This window comes from Arthrobacter sp. 10T419 (assembly GCF_056394105.1).
In genome coordinates this window covers 618,201-635,600 of the sequence record NZ_JBFTHF010000001.1, presented here as the reverse complement: position 1 = coordinate 635,600, position 17,400 = coordinate 618,201, and the positions used below count along the sequence as shown (strand labels likewise).

Here is a 17,400-nt window from a genome sequence, read left to right as displayed (position 1 = left end):
CTAGACAGACTACTTGTAAGTAAGGTTACTAATTTACCGGAGGCGCGAGGCGCGCGCTTTTGTTACAGCTTCGCGATAACCTCCGGCAGGGCTTCGGCAATGTCCGACGCCGTCAGCGGCCCGCCGTTCGAGGCAGCTGTTCCGGCACGGCCGTGCAGGCTGGCCGCCATCGCGGCGACGGCGGCCCACCGGTCCGGCCCGTCGAGCCCTAAGGCGCTGAAGGCGCCGGAGCCCTCCGGGAGTTGTGCCAGCAGGGCGCCGAGCACCCCGGCCAGGACGTCGCCGCTGCCGGCGGTGGCCATCCACGGGCTGGCTTCGGCCTGGCTGAAGACCGCCCCCGAGGGGGCCGCCACCAGGGTGGTGGCGCCCTTGAGCAGCACGGTCGCTCCGGTGAGCCCGCTGGCCTGCCGGACGGCGGCGAGCGTTGCGCCCTCGACGGAGGTCCGGCCGGGGCCGGCGCCGTAACGTTCCAGCAGGGCGGCCAGCTCGCCGGCATGCGGGGTCAGCACGGTGTGCGGGGACAGTTCGCGGGGCAGGGCCGGCAGCGCACCGGCGTCGGCCACGGTGGGAAGTCCGGCGGCTGCCGCCTCGCGGACCCGCTCCAGCTGCTCGTGGGCGCCGGCGTCGAGTCCGGATCCGAGCAGCCAGGCCTGGACGTGCGCGTCGGCGACGGACGTGCCGCACACCACTTCGGGGCAGGCCTGGCGGACCAGGTCCGCGACCTCCGGCGGGCCCACGTAGCGGACCATGCCGGCACCCGCGGCCAGGGCGCCGCGGCAGGCGAGGACGGCCGCCCCCGGGTAGCGGGCGGATCCGGCCACGACGCCGAGCACGCCCCGGGAGTATTTGTGCGAGCGGCGGCCGGGCTGCGGGAGCAGCGCGGCCAGGTCCGCGGCCTCGAGGCGCCGCAGCTCCGGATGCACCAGCGCGTCCTCGATGCCGATCGGGATGGTCCGGAGCCGGCCGGTGAAGTCCGCGCCCGGGTCGGCGAGCAGGCCGGCCTTCGCGGCCCCGAAGCTCACGGTGACGTCCGCGGCCAGGACAGGGGCGTGCGCTTCGCCGGTGTCGGCGTCGACGCCGCTGGGGATGTCGCAGGCAACAACCAGCCCGTGGCGGCTGCGCTGCAGGTCTTCGATCAGCGTGCCGGCCGCGCCGCGCAGCCCACCCTGCGCGCCGGTTCCCAGGACCGCGTCAATGACGACGTCGGTGCGGGCGGCGTCGGCAGCCAGGTCCCTGGCGTTGCCGTCGGTGAGGGCGGCGTCCCGGCCGCCGGCGGCGCGGAAGGCCGCCAGCCCGGCCGGATGGGCGTCGCCGGCGGTGAGCACCGCCGTCGTCCGCAGGCCCCGGCGGGCCAGCAGCGCCGCGGCGTAGAGGCCGTCGCCTCCGTTGTTGCCCTTGCCGGCAAGCACGGTGACGCTGGATCCGTAGGGCCGCAGTCCGCGGCGCTGGAGTTCCCGGATGACCGTGTTGGCGAGCCCGTAGGCGGCCCGCTGCATGAGAACAGCGCCCATACCGGGGTCCGCACTCGCCTCAAGGAGTTGCTTCTCGAGGCCTCGAATGTGGGTACCGGTATAGGCGCTGATCATGTGCTTAGCCTTCGGCGATCACCGTGGCGGTGGCGATGCCGCCGTCGTGGCTGATCGAGAGGTGCCAGCGCTTGACGCCTTTCGACTCGGCCACGGCCAGTACCGTGTCCTTGACCTGGACGGTGGGTCCGTTCTGGTCCAGGCCGATCCAGCAGTCCTGCCAGTTCATTCCGGCGGGCGCGCCGAGCACCTTGGCCACGGCCTCCTTGGCCGCGAACCGCGCGGCCAGGGACCGGGTGTTCAGTTCCCGCTCGGCCGGGACAAACAACCTGTCGCGCAACCCGGGGGTGCGCTCAAGCTGCCGGCCGAACCGCTCGATGTCTACGACGTCTACGCCAATGCCAACAATCATGCGGCTATTCTACGGTCACGCTCTTGGCCAGGTTCCGCGGCTGGTCCACGTCGTAGCCCTTGGCGCTGGCGAGTGCCAGCGCGAAGATCTGCAGGGGCACGGTGGACAGCAGCGGGGCCAGGAGGGTCGGGGTCTCCGGGATGTAGATGACGTGTTCGGCGTAGGCCTTCACCGCTTCGTCACCCTCCTCGGCGATCACGATCGTCTTGGCGCCGCGGGCACGGACTTCCTGGATGTTCGAGACGACCTTGGCGTGCAGCGAGTCGCGGCCCCGGGGCGACGGGACGACGACGAAGACCGGCTGGCCTTCCTCGATCAGGGCGATCGGGCCGTGCTTGAGCTCGCCGGCGGCGAAGCCTTCGGCGTGGATGTAGGCGAGCTCCTTGAGCTTGAGCGCACCCTCCATGGCAACCGGGAAGCCGACGTGGCGGCCCAGGAACAGCACGGACTTGGCGTCCACCATGTCGTGGCCGAGTTTCTTGATCGCGTCGGCATTGTCCAGGATCTGCTGGATCTTGGCCGGGATCTTGCCCAGGTCGGCGAGGATGTCCTTGATCTCGCCCTGGAACTTGTTGCCGCGCAGCTGTGCCAGGTACAGGCCCAGCAGGTAGGCGGCCGCAATCTGGGCGAGGAACGCCTTGGTGGAGGCCACCGCGATTTCCGGACCGGCGTGCGTGTACAGCACGGCGTCGGACTCGCGCGGGATGGTGGAGCCGTTGGTGTTGCAAATGGACACCGTCTTGGCGCCCTGTTCCTTGGCGTACCGGACAGCCATCAGCGTGTCCATGGTCTCGCCGGACTGCGAGATGGAAACGATCAGGGTGTTGGCGTCCACGATCGGATCGCGGTAGCGGAACTCGTGCGAGAGCTCGACCTCGGTGGGGATCCGGCACCAGCGTTCGATCGCGTACTTCGCGACCTGGCCGGCGTAGGCGGACGTGCCGCATGCCAGGACGATGATCTTGTCCACGCTCTTCAGCAGTTCCGTGTCGATCCGGAGTTCGTCGAGGGTCAGCTTGCCGTCGACGTCCGACCGGCCCAGCAGGGTCTGCAGCACGGCGTCCGGCTGGTCGTGGATTTCCTTTTCCATGAAGGACGGGAAGCCGCCCTTCTCCGCGGAAGCGGGATCCCAGTTGACGTAGTATTCCTTGCCCTCGGCCGGGGCACCGTAGAAGTCGGTGATCGCGACGGTATCGGCGGTGATGGTGACGATCTGGTCCTGGCCCAGTTCCACGGCGCGGCGGGTGTAGTCGATGAAGCCGGAGACGTCGGAACCGAGGAAGTTCTCGCCGTCGCCCAGGCCCACCACGAGCGGGGAGTTGCGGCGGGCGGCCACGACGACGTCGGGCTGGTCGGCGTGCACGGCGAGCAGCGTGAAGGCGCCCTCGAGGCGCTGGCAGGCAAGTTCCATGGCCTTGGTCAGGCCGCCGTTGGCGTTGTCGCCGCCCAGCTGGTTGCGGTAGATGTCACCGATCAGCGCTGCGGCCACCTCGGTGTCGGTCTCGGAGAGGAAGGTCACGCCTTCGCCCACGAGTTCCTGCTTCAGCTCCGCGAAGTTTTCGATGATGCCGTTGTGGATGAGCGCCAGCTTGCCGCCGTCGGACAGGTGCGGGTGCGCGTTCAGGTCCGTGGGGCCGCCGTGGGTTGCCCAGCGGGTATGCCCGATGCCGGTGAGGGCGTCCGGCAGCGGGTGGGCCTCCAGTTCGGTGATCAGGTTGCTCAGTTTCCCCGACTTCTTGCGGGAAGAAATGGCACCGTCCGCCACGACCGCGATCCCGGCGGAGTCATAGCCGCGGTACTCAAGGCGCCGCAATCCCTCCAGGACAACGTCCAGGGCTTTGTGTTCAGTATTTACCCGGCCAGCCGAGCGGCCTACATATCCAACGATTCCGCACATGGACATAAGCCTAACCGGTTTCCCGGTCGTCCGACGTAGGATGTGCCGGTCCGGGCCCGCCGCTGGCGGCTGGCGGGGTGTCCATTTCGCTCTGGGCGTTGTCAAGGGCAGAATCTCTAAGGTGACTTTGCAACGCAACGAAGCGAACGGCGAGGGCGTCTCCCCGTTCGTTGAGCTGGACCGGCAGACCTGGTCCCGGCTCGCTGCCCAGATGGAGCAGCCCCTCAACGAAGAGGACGTGCTCCGCCTCCGCGGCCTGGGCGACCCCCTGGACATGAAGGAGGTCCGCGAGGTCTACCTTCCGCTGTCCCGGCTGCTGCACCTCTACGTCGAGGCCGCCAACCAGCTCCACGCGGCCACCACGACCTTCCTGGGCGAGAAGACCCAGCGCACCCCCTTCGTGATCGGCGTGGCCGGCTCCGTGGCGGTGGGCAAATCGACCATCGCCCGCGTACTGCGTGAAATGCTGCGGCGCTGGCCCGGCACGCCGAACGTCGAGCTGATCACCACCGACGGGTTCCTCTACCCCCTCGCCGAACTCAAGCGCCGTCAGCTCCTGGAGCGCAAGGGGTTTCCGGAGTCCTACGACCGCCGCGCACTGCTGCGCTTCGTGAGCGAGGTCAAAAGCGGGGCCGAGGAAGTGCGGGCCCCCTGGTACTCGCACGTCACCTACGACATCGTTCCGGGCAAGGAAGTTGTGGTCCGCCGGCCGGACGTGCTGATTGTCGAGGGCCTGAACGTCCTGGCGCCGGCACGCCCGCGGCATGACGGCCGGCAGGGCCTGGCGTTGAGCGACTTCTTCGACTTTTCCATCTACGTGGACGCGAAGACCTCGTATATCGAGGAGTGGTATGTGGACCGGTTCCGCAAGCTGCGTACTACCGCCTTCGCACAGCCCGAATCCTACTTCCACCGCTATGCGACGCTCTCCGATTCGGAGGCCGAGCAGACCGCCCGGGACATCTGGAAGCGCATCAACGAGCCGAACCTGGAAGAAAATGTCCTCCCCACCCGCGGCCGGGCCCAGCTGGTGCTGACTAAGGACGCCGACCACTCCATCCGACGCATGTTGCTGCGCAAGGTCTAGCACAGGTGTGCCACGACAGCGCCGGCACTTCCCCGGGCCCGGTAACCCCGAGCCAGCGGACGCTCGGGCGCCTGCTCGCGGCGGGAACGGCACTGGCTCTCCTTACCGCCGTGGCCGGCTGTAGCCCCGGCAGCAGCCCGGAGCCATCCTCCAGCACGGCTGTGCCAACTGAGCGTTCCTCCGCCGCGGTTTCCGCCTCCGGCTCGCCTACGGCGACGACCACCTCCGCGGGCATGGCCACCGCCACCACACCCCCGGCCGACGCAGCGCCGTCAGCCTCCGCGCCTGCGGCTTCCGGACCGGCCGCGTCCGGGCCGGCCCGGAAGCATTCCCTGACCGATCCTGCGAGCCCGTGGGTGGTGGTGAACAAGCACCGGCCGCTCTCCCCCGCCACGTTCGTTCCGCCCGACCTCGTGCAGCCGGCCGTCAGGCTGGCGGTTTCCGGCGAGGCCGCGCAGCTGAACAGCACGACGGCGGCGGCCGCCGAGCGGATGTTTGCAGCCGCCGCGGCGGACGGCGTGGTCCTGACCCTGGCGAGCGGCTACCGTTCCTACGCGACCCAGACGGCCACCTACAACGGCTACGCGAACGCCCGGGGGCGCGCCGAGGCGGACACGGCTTCCGCGCGGCCCGGTTACTCCGAGCACCAGACGGGCTGGTCCTTTGACATCGGCGACGGCGGAGGGGCCTGCAGCTTCCAGCCCTGCTTCGCGGAACAGCCGGCCGCCGTGTGGGCCAAGGCCAATGCGCACCGCTTCGGCTTCGTGGTCCGCTACCCCTGGATGGCCCACCCGGTCACCGGCTACTTCTACGAGCCGTGGCACCTGCGCTACATCGGCACCGAGGCCGCGGGCGACATGCACAAGCGCGGCGTCGCCACCCTCGAAGAGTATTTCGGCCTGGAAGCCGCGCCAGCCTACCGCTGAGCCTGCCGGGCCCGGGCTACCGTGGGTTCATGCTGACTGGATTCAAGAATTTCATCATGAAGGGCAACGTCGTTGACCTTGCCGTCGCCGTCGTCATGGGGGCCGCCTTCGGCGCCGTCGTGACCTCCATCGTGGAAGGACTCCTCACGCCACTCATCGGCTTGCTTTTCAACGCCAAAGGCATCGAGGAAATGGCCTGGGAGGGGTTCAAGTACGGCTCCGTCATCTCCAGCATCATCTCGTTCGTGCTGATTGCAGCTGCCATCTACTTCGTGGTGATCCTGCCGATGAACCACATGATTGAACGCCGCAACCGCCGGCTGGGCATCAACCCGGACGTCAAGGAGGAATCGGCCGAGGACCCTCAGATCGCCCTGCTCACCGAGATCCGCGACGCCCTGACCCGCACCGCCCGCTAGCTTCCGGACCAACAAAAGGTGGCCCGCTTCCTCACGGAAACGGGCCACCTTCTTGCGTTCTTGGAGTCAGTCGGCGATGAGCGCCAGGGCAAGCTCGGTCCGGACCACCTGGGCCAGGCCTTCGGCGACTTCCTGGGCGGTGTCCTGGTCCGCGGCTTCCACCATCACCCGGACAACGGGTTCGGTCCCGGAAGGACGCAACAGCACGCGTCCGGTGTCACCCAGCCGTGCCTCGGCCCGGGCCACGGCTTCGGCCACGGCCTCGTCACCCTTGACCCGGCTGCGGTCGACGCCCTTGACGTTGATCAGCACCTGCGGGAGCTTGGTCATGACCGTGGCCAGTTCCTTGAGCGGACGGCCGGTCAGCGCGACCTGGGCGGCAAGCTGCAGGCCCGTCAGGACGCCGTCGCCGGTGGTGGCGTAGTCGGCAAAAATAACGTGGCCGGACTGCTCGCCGCCGAGGTTGAAGCCACCTTCGCGCATGCCTTCCAGCACGTAGCGGTCGCCTACGCCGGTCTCACGGAGGCTGATGCCTGCCTCGCGCAGGGCGATCTTGAGTCCGAGGTTGCTCATCACGGTGGCAACCAGGACGTCGTCCTTGAGCTTTCCGGATTCCTTGAGGGCCACGGCAAGGATGGCCATGATCTCGTCGCCGTCCACCTCGTTGCCCTCGTGGTCCACGGCCAGGCAACGGTCGGCGTCGCCGTCGTGGGCGATGCCCAGGTCAGCCCCGTTGTCCAGGACCGCCTGCATCAATGGGCCGAGGTGTGTTGAACCCACCCCGTCGTTGATGTTGAGGCCGTCCGGATCGGCGCCGATCAGTATCACCTCGGCGCCGGCCGTCTTGAAGACCTGCGGTGAGCAACCGCTGGCGGCGCCGTGCGCGCAGTCCAGGACCACCTTTAGGCCGTCCAGGCGGTGCGGGAGGGTGCCCAGGAGGTGCACGATGTAGCGGTCTTCCGCGTCGGAGAACCGCTGGATGCGGCCAACTTCGCCACCGACCGGGCGGTACGGCTCCTTGCTCAGCTGTTCCTCGATCGCGTCCTCGACGTCGTCGGGGAGCTTCTGGCCGCCGCGGGCAAAGAACTTGATGCCGTTGTCCGGGGCCGGGTTGTGGGAGGCGGAGATCATCACGCCGAAGTCGGCGTCGAGGTCGGCGACGAGGTACGCGGCGGCCGGCGTTGGCAGCACGCCGGCGTCGTAGACGTCGATGCCGGAGCTGGAGAGCCCGGCCTCCACGGCGGCCGCGAGGAACTCGCCGCTGGCCCGCGGATCGCGGGCGACGACGGCGCGCGGCCTGTTGCCGTTGGTGTTGCGGTCGTGGCCGAGCACGACGGCGGCGGCCTGCGCCAGCTGCAACGCCAACTCTGCGGTCAGTAGGCCGTTCGCCAGGCCCCGGACACCATCTGTTCCAAATATTCTAGACATCGAGCCCAAGTTTAGTCGATCGCGGGCCCGGGTCCGGTTTCCGACCATTGGATACCCGTTAAACGCCGGAAACCCGCCCCGCAGAATGCGGGACGGGCTTCCAGTTGAGCGTGTTTAGCGCTTGTGGATCCGAGCGCTGAAAAGCGCCGCGGGCCCCAATCTGTGGTCGCGCCAGCGGCCACAGATTGGGAAGGCGCTGTTTAGCGCTTGGAGTACTGCTGAGCCTTGCGTGCCTTCTTGAGACCAGCCTTCTTACGCTCGATGATGCGCGCGTCGCGGCGCAGGTAGCCGGCCTTCTTCAGGGTGGCGCGGTTGTTCTCGGTGTCGATCTCGTTCAGTGAACGGGCGATGCCGAGGCGCAGGGCACCGGCCTGGCCGGAGATGCCGCCACCGTGGATGCGGGCAATAACGTCGTAGGCGCCTTCAAGGTCAAGGATCTTGAAGGGCTCGTTGACGTCCTGCTGGTGCAGCTTGTTCGGGAAGTAGTTCGCCAGCTCGCGACCATTGATGGTCCACTTGCCGGAACCGGGCACGACGCGAACGCGTGCAACGGCTTCCTTGCGACGGCCAACTGCAGCGCCGGCAACAGTCAGTGCCGGACGTTCCTTCTTCGGCGCCGCTGCGTCAGCAGCACCGCTCTCCGAGGTGTAGCTGGTCAGGTTTTCCTCAGCCTCAACGGCTTCGGTGGTCAGTTCTTCGTTCTGAGCCACGATTCTCCTTGATAAAAAGTTGGTTGGTGGCCAGGACTACTGGGCGACCTGGGTGATTTCGAAAGTCTTGGGCTGCTGGGCGGCGTGCGGGTGCTCGGCACCGCGGTAAACCTTCAGCTTGCCCAGCTGCTGTGCAGCGAGGGAGTTCTTCGGGAGCATGCCCTTGATGGCCTTCTCCACGGCGCGGACCGGGTTGGACTCCAGCAGCTCCGCGTAGTTGACGGAGGTCAGGCCGCCCGGGTAACCGGAGTGGCGGTATGCGCGCTTCTGCTCCAGCTTGGCACCGGTGAGGGCGACCTTTTCAGCGTTGATGATGATGACGAAGTCGCCCATGTCCATGTGGGACGCAAAGGTGGCCTTGTGCTTGCCGCGCAGCAGGATTGCGGTCTGGCTGGCGAGACGACCAAGGACAACGTCGGTGGCGTCAATGACGTGCCACTGGCGGTTGATATCGCCGGGCTTCGGGGTGTACGTACGCACGGTGTTTGCCTCGTTCTTGTTCTGGCGTTCTTGTTTTAGGCGTCACGCAAAAGGTGCACCTACTATCTATGCGCTACCGGAACAGAGGTGAGGGCTCCATGTAACCAGTCATCCTGTGGTCTCGAATGTGCACGTTGAGTAGCTATCCTGCAACCGGATTCTCAAGCGGGCACGCATCATCGAGATAGGACACGCACAACGACTACCAAGAATAGCGGAAGCCGGGGTCGTGGGTCAAAATGGGGTGTCCGGTGGCATGCAGCCCTGCGTGCCGTTCAGTTCCGGTACGCCGTGTCCCTGGAGGTCCCGTGCCCGATCCCGCCGTTGCAGGTTCCGCATCGCTGCTGTTCCTCGCGGTAGTCGCCGCCGCCGGACTCAGCCTCGGGCTGCTGGCAGACGTCTTCGTCAGGCGCGCCCTGCCGGAGCTGGGACCCGGCCCCACGCCTGCGCAGCGGACGGCGACGTCGGTTGCCGCCGCGGTGCTTTGCGCCCTCCTGGCCTGGCGGTTCGGCGCCTCTCCGGAATTGCCGGCATTTATGGTTTTGGCGGTTATTGGCGTCCAACTGGCCCGAATTGACGTTATTCATCATTTGCTGCCTAACCGGCTGGTCCTGCCACTCCTGGGAGCCGGCGTTGTGCTGCTCGCAGTGCCTTCGATAGCCCTCGGAGGCTGGGGGCAGCTGGCCCGGGCCTTGGCCGGGGCGGTAATTCTCTTCTTTTTCTACTTCATCTTGGCCCTCATCAGCCCCACAGGCCTCGGAATGGGCGACGTTAAGCTCGCTGCGCCACTCGGCCTGTACTTAGGCCACTTGGGCTGGACCCAACTGTTCTATGGCGGCGCCCTGGGGTTTGTCGCCGGCGGCCTGGTTTCCTTGGTCCTCCTCCTAAAGAACCGCGGAAACAAGCCGAAGGAAGTGGCCTTCGGGCCCTCGATGCTGGCCGCCGCCCTGCTCACCGTCCTGCTCTCCGCGTAGCGCCCTCTCCTGCGCCGCACTTCGGCCAACGCTAAGCCGCCTTATCAAAACAAGTAGTCGGCTCCGTAGCGCCCGGAAGAACTGAGTACACCTCTCTGAGAGCGGTAAGTAAAACGCTCGCTTTCCACCCAAAAAGTCGGGTAGTCGCATGCATTGCAGGGCCGTTAATCGGCGTGCAATTGTTGTGCCAACGGAGCCCCACCAGATAGCAAAAGGGGATTTGCTGGAGCTTCGTAACACTATTCGAAACTCTGGAAAAGGACTTTTACAATGACTGGTCTCATGGTCTCAATGCTCGCGTTTGTCGCCGGCATCAAGGACAAGCTTGAATCCGAAAAGGGCGCAACCGCCACGGAATACTCGCTGCTTATCGCATTCGTCGCCTTCGCCATCATCGGCGGCGCCAGCATCTTCGGTGGTGAACTCAGTGCCTGGTTCGGGCGGCTGGGCGCTGCGGTCGGCGGCTGGCGCGTCGGCCCGTAGTCGATCTCTCGGTCTCAGCAACACCCACTGTGCCGCGTCCGTGTTCCGCGGACGCGGCACAGTCCTTAATCTTTCGGCTGCATCTATCCCTGGGGGGATCCAATGAAGCGCAGCATTTTACCGACGCCCCGGTTCACGGGGCAGGGACGTGAGCGGGGTGCGGCCGCCGTCGAATTCGCCCTCGTTGCTCCCATCCTCCTCGCCCTGGTTGGCGGGATCATCGAATTCTCGTACACCTACAACCTGCAGATCTCCGTCACGCAGGCGGCCCGCGAAGCAGCCCGGACCATGGCGATCTTCAACGACCAGGGGCGTGCGCGGGCGGCCGCCGTGGCCGGCGCGCCAGGGCTGAACCCGGCCGGCTTCACCTACACCTTTACTGGCGCCTGCCCCGCGGGCGGCACCGGCAACGCCCGGGTTGAAGTTGGCTACACGGCCAACTCCCTGACCGGAATTTTCGGTGGCGCTGTCACCCTGCGAGGAACAGGAGCCATGCGATGCCACGGCTGAAAGCTTCCGAGCGCAACAAGGAGCGGGGCGCCACAGGCGTTCTCGTTGCGATGCTGATGCTCGTGCTCATCGGTGCGGGAGCGATGGCCGTTGATGTCGGCCAAATCTACGCGGAGCGGGCGCAGCTCCAGAATGCCGCGGACGCTGGCGCGATGGCCGCTGCTCAGCGTTGCCACCAGGCCGGCGGTTGCACGGTGGCGCAAGCTAGCGCCTGGGCCGCCGAACTCAGTGGCCCCAATTCCAACGACGGAGCCACCACCATCGACTCGGTGGTTGTCGCCCCGGCGCAGGTCACGGTGGCCACCTCCACCCGCAACGGCACCAGCGGCGCGGGATTCCTCACGAAGCTGTTCTCCAACGCACTCAACGCCCCCGCAGTGACAGTCGGCGCCCGCGCCACGGCGGCCTGGGCTCCGCCAGGCGGCGCCACCGCCTTCCCGCTGGCGATCTCCGACTGCCAGTACGACCTCTCCGGTGCAGAGGTAACGGGCGACATCCAGCTGATCAAGTACAAGCCCGGCAGCGGCACGTGCACCTCGACGTCGGGGCACGTCATTCCGGGCGGCTTCGGCTGGCTGGATGAAAGCGGCACCTGCGTCTCGACGACTGATGCGAGCGACGTCGTGGCAACCGACACCGGCGCCAATTTTCCCGCTTCGTGCACCGCGACCGTCACCGCGTGGCGAAACACCATCCTGGCCGGAGGCACGGTCGAGGCGACCGTTCCTGTCTATGACGACGCCGGCGGCACCGGACACGGCGGCTGGTTCCACATCCGCGGCTACGCGACCTTCAACATCATCGGCTGGGCCTTCTCCGGCGGCGGCACGCCCGAGGTCTTCCGGGCGACCATGCCCTGGGTGGGTGACCCGGCCAATGCCTGCACCGGCAGCTGCCGGGGAATCATTGGGCAATTCGTGAAATTTGAATCCATTGATTCCGTCGGCGGGACGGGGGGCACAGCACCGGATCTCGGATCCGTCGTAATTCAGCTAGTCCGATAGGTAATTTCTAAGGGGATAAAAATGAAAACACGCCTGCTGGGGGGCATCGCCGCACTACTTGTGGCAATTATCGGAACCGTATTGCTGGTCTCATATGTTCAGAATGCTGACAAAAGAGCATTAGCAGGTACCGAAACAGAATCAATTTATGTCGTACAAAAGGCCATTCCGGCCGGAACTGCCGCGGACAAGATCGCGGCCATGGTGACAAAGAAGGAAGTGCCGAAGCTGGCGCTGGCCACCGACAGCGTCACGGACCTCGCGTCGCTGGGATCCAAGGTCACCGCAGTCACGCTGGTGCCGGGCGAGCAGCTGCTGTCCAGCCGGATGGTGGAAGAAAACGCCTTCCTCGGCCCGGCGCGGGTTCAGGTGCCGGCAGGGCTCCAGGAGATCACTCTCAAGCTGCCCATTGAGCGGGTCGCCGGCGGCACGCTGAAGGCCGGGGACACTGTGGGCGTCTTCCTTTCGCTGGACCTCACGAGCACGGGGAAGGATGGCGGGAGCGGCGCAAAGGTCAGCAAAACGCAGCAGACCTTCCACAAAGTCCTGGTCACGGCGGCGCAGTATAGCGACGGCGCGGCCACCCAGACCGGCCCCTCAGACACCGCAGCCGGTGCCAGTCAGGTCTCGTCAACGTCGTCCACCAGCAAGTCCTCCGGCGACGGCAGCTACCTCATTACCTTGGCCCGAAACAGCGCAGACGCTGAGCGGATCGTCTTCACCGCCGAGTTCGGCAAGATCTACCTGTCCAAGGAACCCAACGATGCAATCGAATCCGGCAAGGGCACAGTAGACGCGGCAGGGCTGTTCCGATGAGCCGCTTCGTCCTAATCACGCCCAACACCGATTTCGAACGCTTGGTCCGCCTGGCCATCGGCGGCATGCACGGTGAACTGCACGTCTTCAAAGCCGACTACCTGCCCGAAGGTCCCGCGGACATTATGCGCCAAATGGTCGGAGAACCGCCCGAGGTCCTCATCCTTGGCCCCGGCGTTCCCGTGGCTGACTCGCTGAAGTTGGCGGCAGTGGTGGACCTCCAGTACCCGGAAATCAGCGTGGTCCTCGCCGTTACGGCCAATCCGGAAACTGTCGTCCAGGCAATGCGGGCCGGCGTACGTGACCTGCTGGACCCCGGAGCAGACCCGGACACCATTCGGGTCATGCTCGAACGGGCTAGCCTCGCTGCCGCCGGCCGGCGCCGGGGACTTGGGCCACAGACCACCGAGCATGCCGACCACGGCTCCGGGCGCGTCATCGCGGTGATGTCCCCGAAGGGCGGCGTCGGCAAGACGACGGTGGCGACCAATCTCGCAGTGGGTCTGGGGAAGACCGCACCGATGAGTGTGGTGATCGTGGACCTTGACCTCCAGTTCGGAGACGTGGCCAGCGGGCTGCTGCTTGAACCGGAGTTCACCATCACCGACGCGGTGATGGGGGCAGCCAGCCAGGACTCCATGGTGCTCAAGACGTACCTCACGGTTCATCCGGCCGGCATTTACGCACTGTGTGCCCCGAGGACGCCCGTGGAGATGGACCGCATCAGCGCCGTCCACGTCACCCATCTGTTGGAGCAACTGCGGAAGGAGTTCCGGTACGTCGTCGTCGACACCGCGCCGGGTCTGGGCGAACATGTCCTGGCCACGCTGGAACAGGCCACGGACGCCGTGTGGATCTGCGGCATGGACGTGCCCAGCATTCGGGGCATGCGGACAGGGTTCCAGATCCTCGACGAACTGAACCTGGTTCCCGCCCATCGTCACATCGTGCTGAACATGGCCGACCGCCGGGCCGGGCTGTCCCTCAAGGACGTCGAAGCCACCATCGGGGCTCCCGTGGATGTGGTGTTGCCGCGCTCCCGCACCCTTCCGTTCTCCACTAACAAAGGCGTCCCCGTGCTTCAGGATGGCGGTCGGGACGCTGCACTCAAGGGTCTACGCCAGCTGGTAGACCGCTTCAAGCCGGACTGGGAAGCCAGGCCGCACAAGCAACTCCACAGAAGGGCGGTAGTCCAGTGAGCCTCACCGACCGATTCCAGCAACTGCGCGGCGGGACGCTGCCCACCGCGCAGGAAGAAAAGCCCAGTGTCGACGTCTTCGCTTTGCACGCCCAGCCGGCCACCCTGGGCCGGATCCTGGAGGCCAAGACTGCGGCGGAATCGCAGTCCAGCCTCCCGGAGCTCCAGCAGACGGCGTCGCTCGCCAGCGAGGCCCTGAACGCACTCAAAGAACGTGCCAGCCAGGCACTCTTCGAACGGCTCGGCTCCCGGATCACCGATTCCTCAATTGACGAAACGGAGCTTCACCAGTCCGTCAAGGACGAGCTGAAGGCTGTTGTGGACGAGGAGCAAATCCCCCTCACCGCAATCGAACGGCAGCGGCTGATCCGCGAAATCATCGACGACGTGCTCGGCCACGGCCCCATTCAGCGCTACTTGGACGATCCCACGGTGACCGAGGTCATGGTCAACCGCTTCGACCAGATTTACGTGGAACGCCAGGGGCAGCTGCAGCTGACGGATTCCAAGTTCACCTCGGACGACGCCCTGCGGCGGGTCATCGAGAGGATCGTTTCCAATGTGGGACGCCGGATCGACGAATCGTCCCCGCTGGTGGACGCCCGGTTGTCGGACGGGTCCCGCGTCAACGCCATCATCCCGCCGCTGGCCGTCAACGGCCCGGCCCTGACCATCCGGAAGTTCGGCCGTGACCCACTGACCGTTCATGACCTGATCTCGATGGGCAGCCTCTCGCCGGAAATGGCGGAACTTCTGCAGGCCTGCGTGCTGGCCAGGTTGAACATCATTGTTTCGGGCGGCACCGGAACCGGAAAGACGACCCTGCTGAACGTGCTGTCTTCCTTCATTCCGAGTTCGGACCGGATTGTCACGATCGAGGACGCGGTGGAACTGCAGTTGCAGCAGGACCACGTGGTCCGTTTGGAGAGCCGGCCGCAGAACATCGAGGGCAAGGGCGAAATCTCAATCCGCGACCTGGTCCGTAACTCGCTGCGCATGCGACCGGACCGGATTGTGGTCGGTGAAGTCCGCGGCGGGGAGTGCCTCGACATGCTGCAGGCCATGAACACCGGCCACGACGGCTCCATCTCCACGGTCCACGCGAATTCCCCCCGGGACGCGATTGCCCGGCTGGAAACCCTGGTGCTGATGGCAGGTATGGACCTGCCCCTGCGGGCCGTCCGCGAACAGGTGGCTTCGGCAGTGAACCTGATCGTCCACATCTCCCGGCTCCGGGACGGCTCGCGGCGGGTCACGCACATCACCGAGGTCCAGGGCATGGAGGGCGACGTCGTCACCCTCCAGGATGCGTTCATGTTCGACTACTCCGCCGGAATCGATGCCAGCGGCAGGTTCCTCGGCAAGCCCATCCCCACCGGCGTCCGCCCCCGGTTCACCGACCGCTTCGCCGAACTCGGGATTCCGATTTCGGCGGCGGTCTTTGGCGCCGCTGCCCCTGTCAGGGGGCGGTGACAATGCCGGACCAGTCTCCGCTCGTCTTTGTCGCCGGACTCCTGCTGGCATATGCGGCATTGGCGGTCTTGGTCGCCGTCGTCTTCAAGTCCCGGTCGGTGCCCCTGTCCCGGCGCCGCCCGGACGAGGCAACCGTCCATTCCTCCAACCTGACCAAGCTGACGGACCACGCGGTCCACACCCTGAACCAGGGACTGCGCAGCAGCGGTTCGGGTCTGCTCAGCCGGGAGAAGCTCGACAGTGCCGGCCTCAAGAAGCAGCCCGGTGACTACTTGGTCATGGCCGGGGCCGCCAGTTTCGTGGCGGTGGTGGTCGGTTTCCTTCTGGGCGGGCCGCTCCTCGCCATCCTGATGGTGCTGCTGGCTCCGGCGGGGCTCTTCCTCTTCCTCAGTCTTCTGGTCTCGCGGCGGCGAAGGAAATTCGACGAGCAGGTGCCCGACTCGCTGCAAATGCTCGCTGGCGGCCTCCGTGCCGGGCACAGCCTGCTGCGTGCGGTGGACGCGGCCGCCGAGGAGAATGAGGCTCCGATGAAAGAGGAGCTCAGCCGGGTGGTGAACGAGACCCGGATCGGCCGCGACCTTGGCGAATCGCTTTCGGAGGTTGCCCGGCGCACCAATAATGAGGACTTCGCTTCGATTACCCGGGCCATCGAGATCCACCGGGAAGTCGGCGGCGACCTCGCCCAGGTGCTGGACAATGTGGGCGAGACCATCCGCGACCGCAACCAGCTTCGAGGCCAGGTCAAGGCCCTCAGCGCGGAGGGACGGATGTCCGCCATTGTCCTGATGGCGCTTCCGGTGCTGATGTTCACCGGGCTAACGCTGTTCAACCCCCTGTACTCAAGGGTGTTCCTCACCACGATTCCCGGCTTCTTGATGATCCTCGCCGCAGTGGTCCTGCTGTCCGTGGGCGGCTTCTGGCTCAGCCGACTCATTAAACCGAAGTTCTGAGAAGTAGGGAGAGAACAGTGCAAACCATTGCCTACGCAGCCATCCTGGCGGTCATCGCCCCACTTTCGCTCATGACCTGGCTCGTCTTCACCGGAGACCGGGCCGGCCTGCGCAACGTCCAGGCCAACCTCGGCCGGCGGCCGGCGGCCGCCGGTTCCATGCTCTCCTCCGCCGGGCAGCTCGCCACCCTGAGTCAGCGGGTCATGCCAAAGGGCTACGCGGCTTGGTTGGACAAGCAGCTGGCCGGCGCCGGACGACCCAAAGAGTGGCCCTTGGGACGCGTCATTATGGTCAAGCCGCTGCTGGCTCTCGCCGCCGCCGTCTTGGGCGTCCTTATCATCGCCGGGAGCCCCACTTCGGCAAACGTGCTGCTCACGGTGGGTGCATCCGCGCTGGCGTACTTCGTCCCCGACATTCTCGTCCGCAACCACGCGCAAAAGCGTCGCGAGAAGATCAAGCTCGAGCTGCCGGACACGTTGGACCAGATGCTCATCTCGGTCCAGGCGGGGCTCGGCTTTGAAACCGCCATGGCCCGGGCCGGCCAGAACGGCAAGGGACCGCTCGCCGAGGAAGTGATCAGGACCCTGCAGGATATCCAGGTGGGCCGGTCCCGAAAGGACGCCTATCTGGCCATGTCCCAGCGCGTGGATGTGCCGGACCTCCGGTCCTTCGTCCGGGCGGTGGTCCAGGCGGACGCCTACGGGATCGCCATCGCCAACGTGTTGAACTCGCAGGCGAAGGATATGCGGGTCAAAAGGCGCCAGCGGGCGGAGGAGCATGCCATGAAGATGCCGGTCAAGATGCTCTTTCCGCTCATCTTCACGATCCTGCCGACACTCTTCATTGTCCTGCTGGGGCCCACGGTCATGAGCATGATCGAGGTGTTCGCAGCAAACCGATGACCCACGCGGCCAGTCTTCGGGCCGCCCATAGACCGGACCCCCTTGGTACCCAGAGCCAAGGGGGTCCTCCTTTGTGCCCGGGGCCCACTCCCAGGGCCTACGGCCGGTTCCGCAGCCCCCAGCGCAGGATCCGCGCAGGGAAAGTACAGGAATAGGGCAGTTTGGGAAGTCTTGGCACAGGATGTTCCAAACTCCGATTGACGGC

18 protein-coding genes are annotated in these 17,400 nt (G+C 66.2%); 12 read left to right on the top strand and 6 right to left on the bottom strand.

What is annotated here, in order from left to right:
• Positions 1-62 precede the first annotated feature (62 nt).
• From AC1DBD_RS03080 to glmS, 3 genes are read right to left on the bottom strand one after another with little or no spacing between them, the layout of a single operon-like run.
• Positions 63-1,586: an NAD(P)H-hydrate epimerase gene (locus tag AC1DBD_RS03080; protein ID WP_476981393.1), complete on the bottom strand. Its 1,524-nt coding sequence runs from the start codon at positions 1,584-1,586 to the stop codon at positions 63-65.
• A gap of 4 nt (positions 1,587-1,590) precedes the next feature.
• Positions 1,591-1,938, bottom strand: coding sequence for a holo-ACP synthase (locus AC1DBD_RS03075; protein WP_175321209.1), 348 nt, complete (start codon positions 1,936-1,938; stop codon positions 1,591-1,593).
• A 4-nt stretch (positions 1,939-1,942) separates the two neighbouring features.
• Complete coding sequence (gene glmS, locus AC1DBD_RS03070; protein WP_476981392.1) at positions 1,943-3,835, bottom strand: glutamine--fructose-6-phosphate transaminase (isomerizing); 1,893 nt, start codon at positions 3,833-3,835, stop codon at positions 1,943-1,945.
• A gap of 121 nt (positions 3,836-3,956) precedes the next feature.
• Between glmS and coaA the strand changes: the two genes are divergently transcribed.
• From coaA to mscL, 3 genes are read left to right on the top strand one after another with little or no spacing between them, the layout of a single operon-like run.
• A complete protein-coding gene (gene coaA, locus AC1DBD_RS03065; protein ID WP_441417068.1) occupies positions 3,957-4,922 on the top strand; it encodes a type I pantothenate kinase in 966 nt (321 codons plus the stop codon).
• A gap of 5 nt (positions 4,923-4,927) precedes the next feature.
• Positions 4,928-5,848, top strand: a complete 921-nt coding sequence (locus tag AC1DBD_RS03060) for a M15 family metallopeptidase (protein WP_476981391.1) — start codon at positions 4,928-4,930, stop codon at positions 5,846-5,848.
• A gap of 29 nt (positions 5,849-5,877) precedes the next feature.
• Positions 5,878-6,267, top strand: coding sequence for a large conductance mechanosensitive channel protein MscL (mscL, locus tag AC1DBD_RS03055; protein WP_441417066.1), 390 nt, complete (start codon positions 5,878-5,880; stop codon positions 6,265-6,267).
• 66 nt (positions 6,268-6,333) lie between these two features.
• Here the strand turns inward: mscL and glmM are convergent, their stop codons facing one another.
• The 3 genes from glmM to rplM all read right to left on the bottom strand — a co-directional run bounded on the left by glmM (position 6,334) and on the right by rplM (position 8,885).
• Complete coding sequence (gene glmM, locus AC1DBD_RS03050; RefSeq protein ID WP_476981390.1) at positions 6,334-7,695, bottom strand: phosphoglucosamine mutase; 1,362 nt, start codon at positions 7,693-7,695, stop codon at positions 6,334-6,336.
• A 200-nt stretch (positions 7,696-7,895) separates the two neighbouring features.
• Positions 7,896-8,405 carry a 30S ribosomal protein S9 gene (rpsI, locus tag AC1DBD_RS03045; RefSeq protein ID WP_441417064.1) on the bottom strand — a complete coding sequence of 170 codons (510 nt, stop codon included), beginning with the start codon at positions 8,403-8,405 and terminating at the stop codon, positions 7,896-7,898.
• A 36-nt stretch (positions 8,406-8,441) separates the two neighbouring features.
• A complete protein-coding gene (gene rplM, locus AC1DBD_RS03040; RefSeq protein WP_015937805.1) occupies positions 8,442-8,885 on the bottom strand; it encodes a 50S ribosomal protein L13 in 444 nt (147 codons plus the stop codon).
• 308 nt (positions 8,886-9,193) lie between these two features.
• On the opposite strand from rplM, the gene AC1DBD_RS03035 reads away from it, so the two are divergent.
• From AC1DBD_RS03035 to AC1DBD_RS02995, 9 genes are all read left to right on the top strand, one after another.
• Positions 9,194-9,859, top strand: a complete 666-nt coding sequence (locus tag AC1DBD_RS03035) for a prepilin peptidase (RefSeq protein ID WP_476981389.1) — start codon at positions 9,194-9,196, stop codon at positions 9,857-9,859.
• A gap of 270 nt (positions 9,860-10,129) precedes the next feature.
• The gene (locus AC1DBD_RS03030) at positions 10,130-10,342 is read left to right on the top strand and encodes a Flp family type IVb pilin (RefSeq protein WP_476981388.1); all 213 of its coding nucleotides are present in this window, start codon (positions 10,130-10,132) and stop codon (positions 10,340-10,342) included.
• Positions 10,343-10,444: 102 nt separating this feature from the next.
• Positions 10,445-10,852 (top strand): TadE/TadG family type IV pilus assembly protein, encoded by a 408-nt coding sequence (locus tag AC1DBD_RS03025; protein WP_476981387.1) that lies wholly within the window; start codon positions 10,445-10,447, stop codon positions 10,850-10,852.
• On the top strand, positions 10,840-11,856 hold the full coding sequence (locus tag AC1DBD_RS03020; RefSeq protein ID WP_476981386.1) for a pilus assembly protein TadG-related protein: 1,017 nt from the start codon (positions 10,840-10,842) through the stop codon (positions 11,854-11,856). Before AC1DBD_RS03025 ends, AC1DBD_RS03020 begins: the two co-directional genes overlap by 13 nt.
• Positions 11,857-11,877: 21 nt before the next feature.
• Positions 11,878-12,672: a Flp pilus assembly protein CpaB gene (gene cpaB, locus AC1DBD_RS03015; protein ID WP_476981385.1), complete on the top strand. Its 795-nt coding sequence runs from the start codon at positions 11,878-11,880 to the stop codon at positions 12,670-12,672.
• Complete coding sequence (locus AC1DBD_RS03010) at positions 12,669-13,871, top strand: CpaE/TadZ family protein (protein ID WP_476981384.1); 1,203 nt, start codon at positions 12,669-12,671, stop codon at positions 13,869-13,871. Before cpaB ends, AC1DBD_RS03010 begins: the two co-directional genes overlap by 4 nt.
• Complete coding sequence (locus AC1DBD_RS03005; protein ID WP_476981383.1) at positions 13,868-15,343, top strand: CpaF family protein; 1,476 nt, start codon at positions 13,868-13,870, stop codon at positions 15,341-15,343. The genes AC1DBD_RS03010 and AC1DBD_RS03005 overlap by 4 nt, the downstream gene beginning before the upstream one ends.
• Before the next feature lie 2 nt (positions 15,344-15,345).
• Positions 15,346-16,293 (top strand): type II secretion system F family protein, encoded by a 948-nt coding sequence (locus tag AC1DBD_RS03000; protein WP_476981382.1) that lies wholly within the window; start codon positions 15,346-15,348, stop codon positions 16,291-16,293.
• A 17-nt stretch (positions 16,294-16,310) separates the two neighbouring features.
• Entirely contained in the window at positions 16,311-17,195 is an 885-nt protein-coding gene (locus tag AC1DBD_RS02995; RefSeq protein ID WP_476981381.1) for a type II secretion system F family protein, read from the top strand.
• Positions 17,196-17,400: the final 205 nt, after the last annotated feature.

Coding starts and splice junctions, on each gene's coding strand:
- AC1DBD_RS03080 (WP_476981393.1), bottom strand. CDS start 1,586: ATGATCAGCGCCTATACCGGTACCCACATTCGAGGCCTCGAGAAGCAA.
- AC1DBD_RS03075 (WP_175321209.1), bottom strand. CDS start 1,938: ATGATTGTTGGCATTGGCGTAGACGTCGTAGACATCGAGCGGTTCGGC.
- glmS (WP_476981392.1), bottom strand. CDS start 3,835: ATGTGCGGAATCGTTGGATATGTAGGCCGCTCGGCTGGCCGGGTAAAT.
- mscL (WP_441417066.1), top strand. CDS start 5,878: ATGCTGACTGGATTCAAGAATTTCATCATGAAGGGCAACGTCGTTGAC.
- glmM (WP_476981390.1), bottom strand. CDS start 7,695: ATGTCTAGAATATTTGGAACAGATGGTGTCCGGGGCCTGGCGAACGGC.
- AC1DBD_RS03030 (WP_476981388.1), top strand. CDS start 10,130: ATGACTGGTCTCATGGTCTCAATGCTCGCGTTTGTCGCCGGCATCAAG.
- AC1DBD_RS03025 (WP_476981387.1), top strand. CDS start 10,445: ATGAAGCGCAGCATTTTACCGACGCCCCGGTTCACGGGGCAGGGACGT.
- AC1DBD_RS03020 (WP_476981386.1), top strand. CDS start 10,840: ATGCCACGGCTGAAAGCTTCCGAGCGCAACAAGGAGCGGGGCGCCACA.
- cpaB (WP_476981385.1), top strand. CDS start 11,878: ATGAAAACACGCCTGCTGGGGGGCATCGCCGCACTACTTGTGGCAATT.
- AC1DBD_RS03010 (WP_476981384.1), top strand. CDS start 12,669: ATGAGCCGCTTCGTCCTAATCACGCCCAACACCGATTTCGAACGCTTG.
- AC1DBD_RS03000 (WP_476981382.1), top strand. CDS start 15,346: ATGCCGGACCAGTCTCCGCTCGTCTTTGTCGCCGGACTCCTGCTGGCA.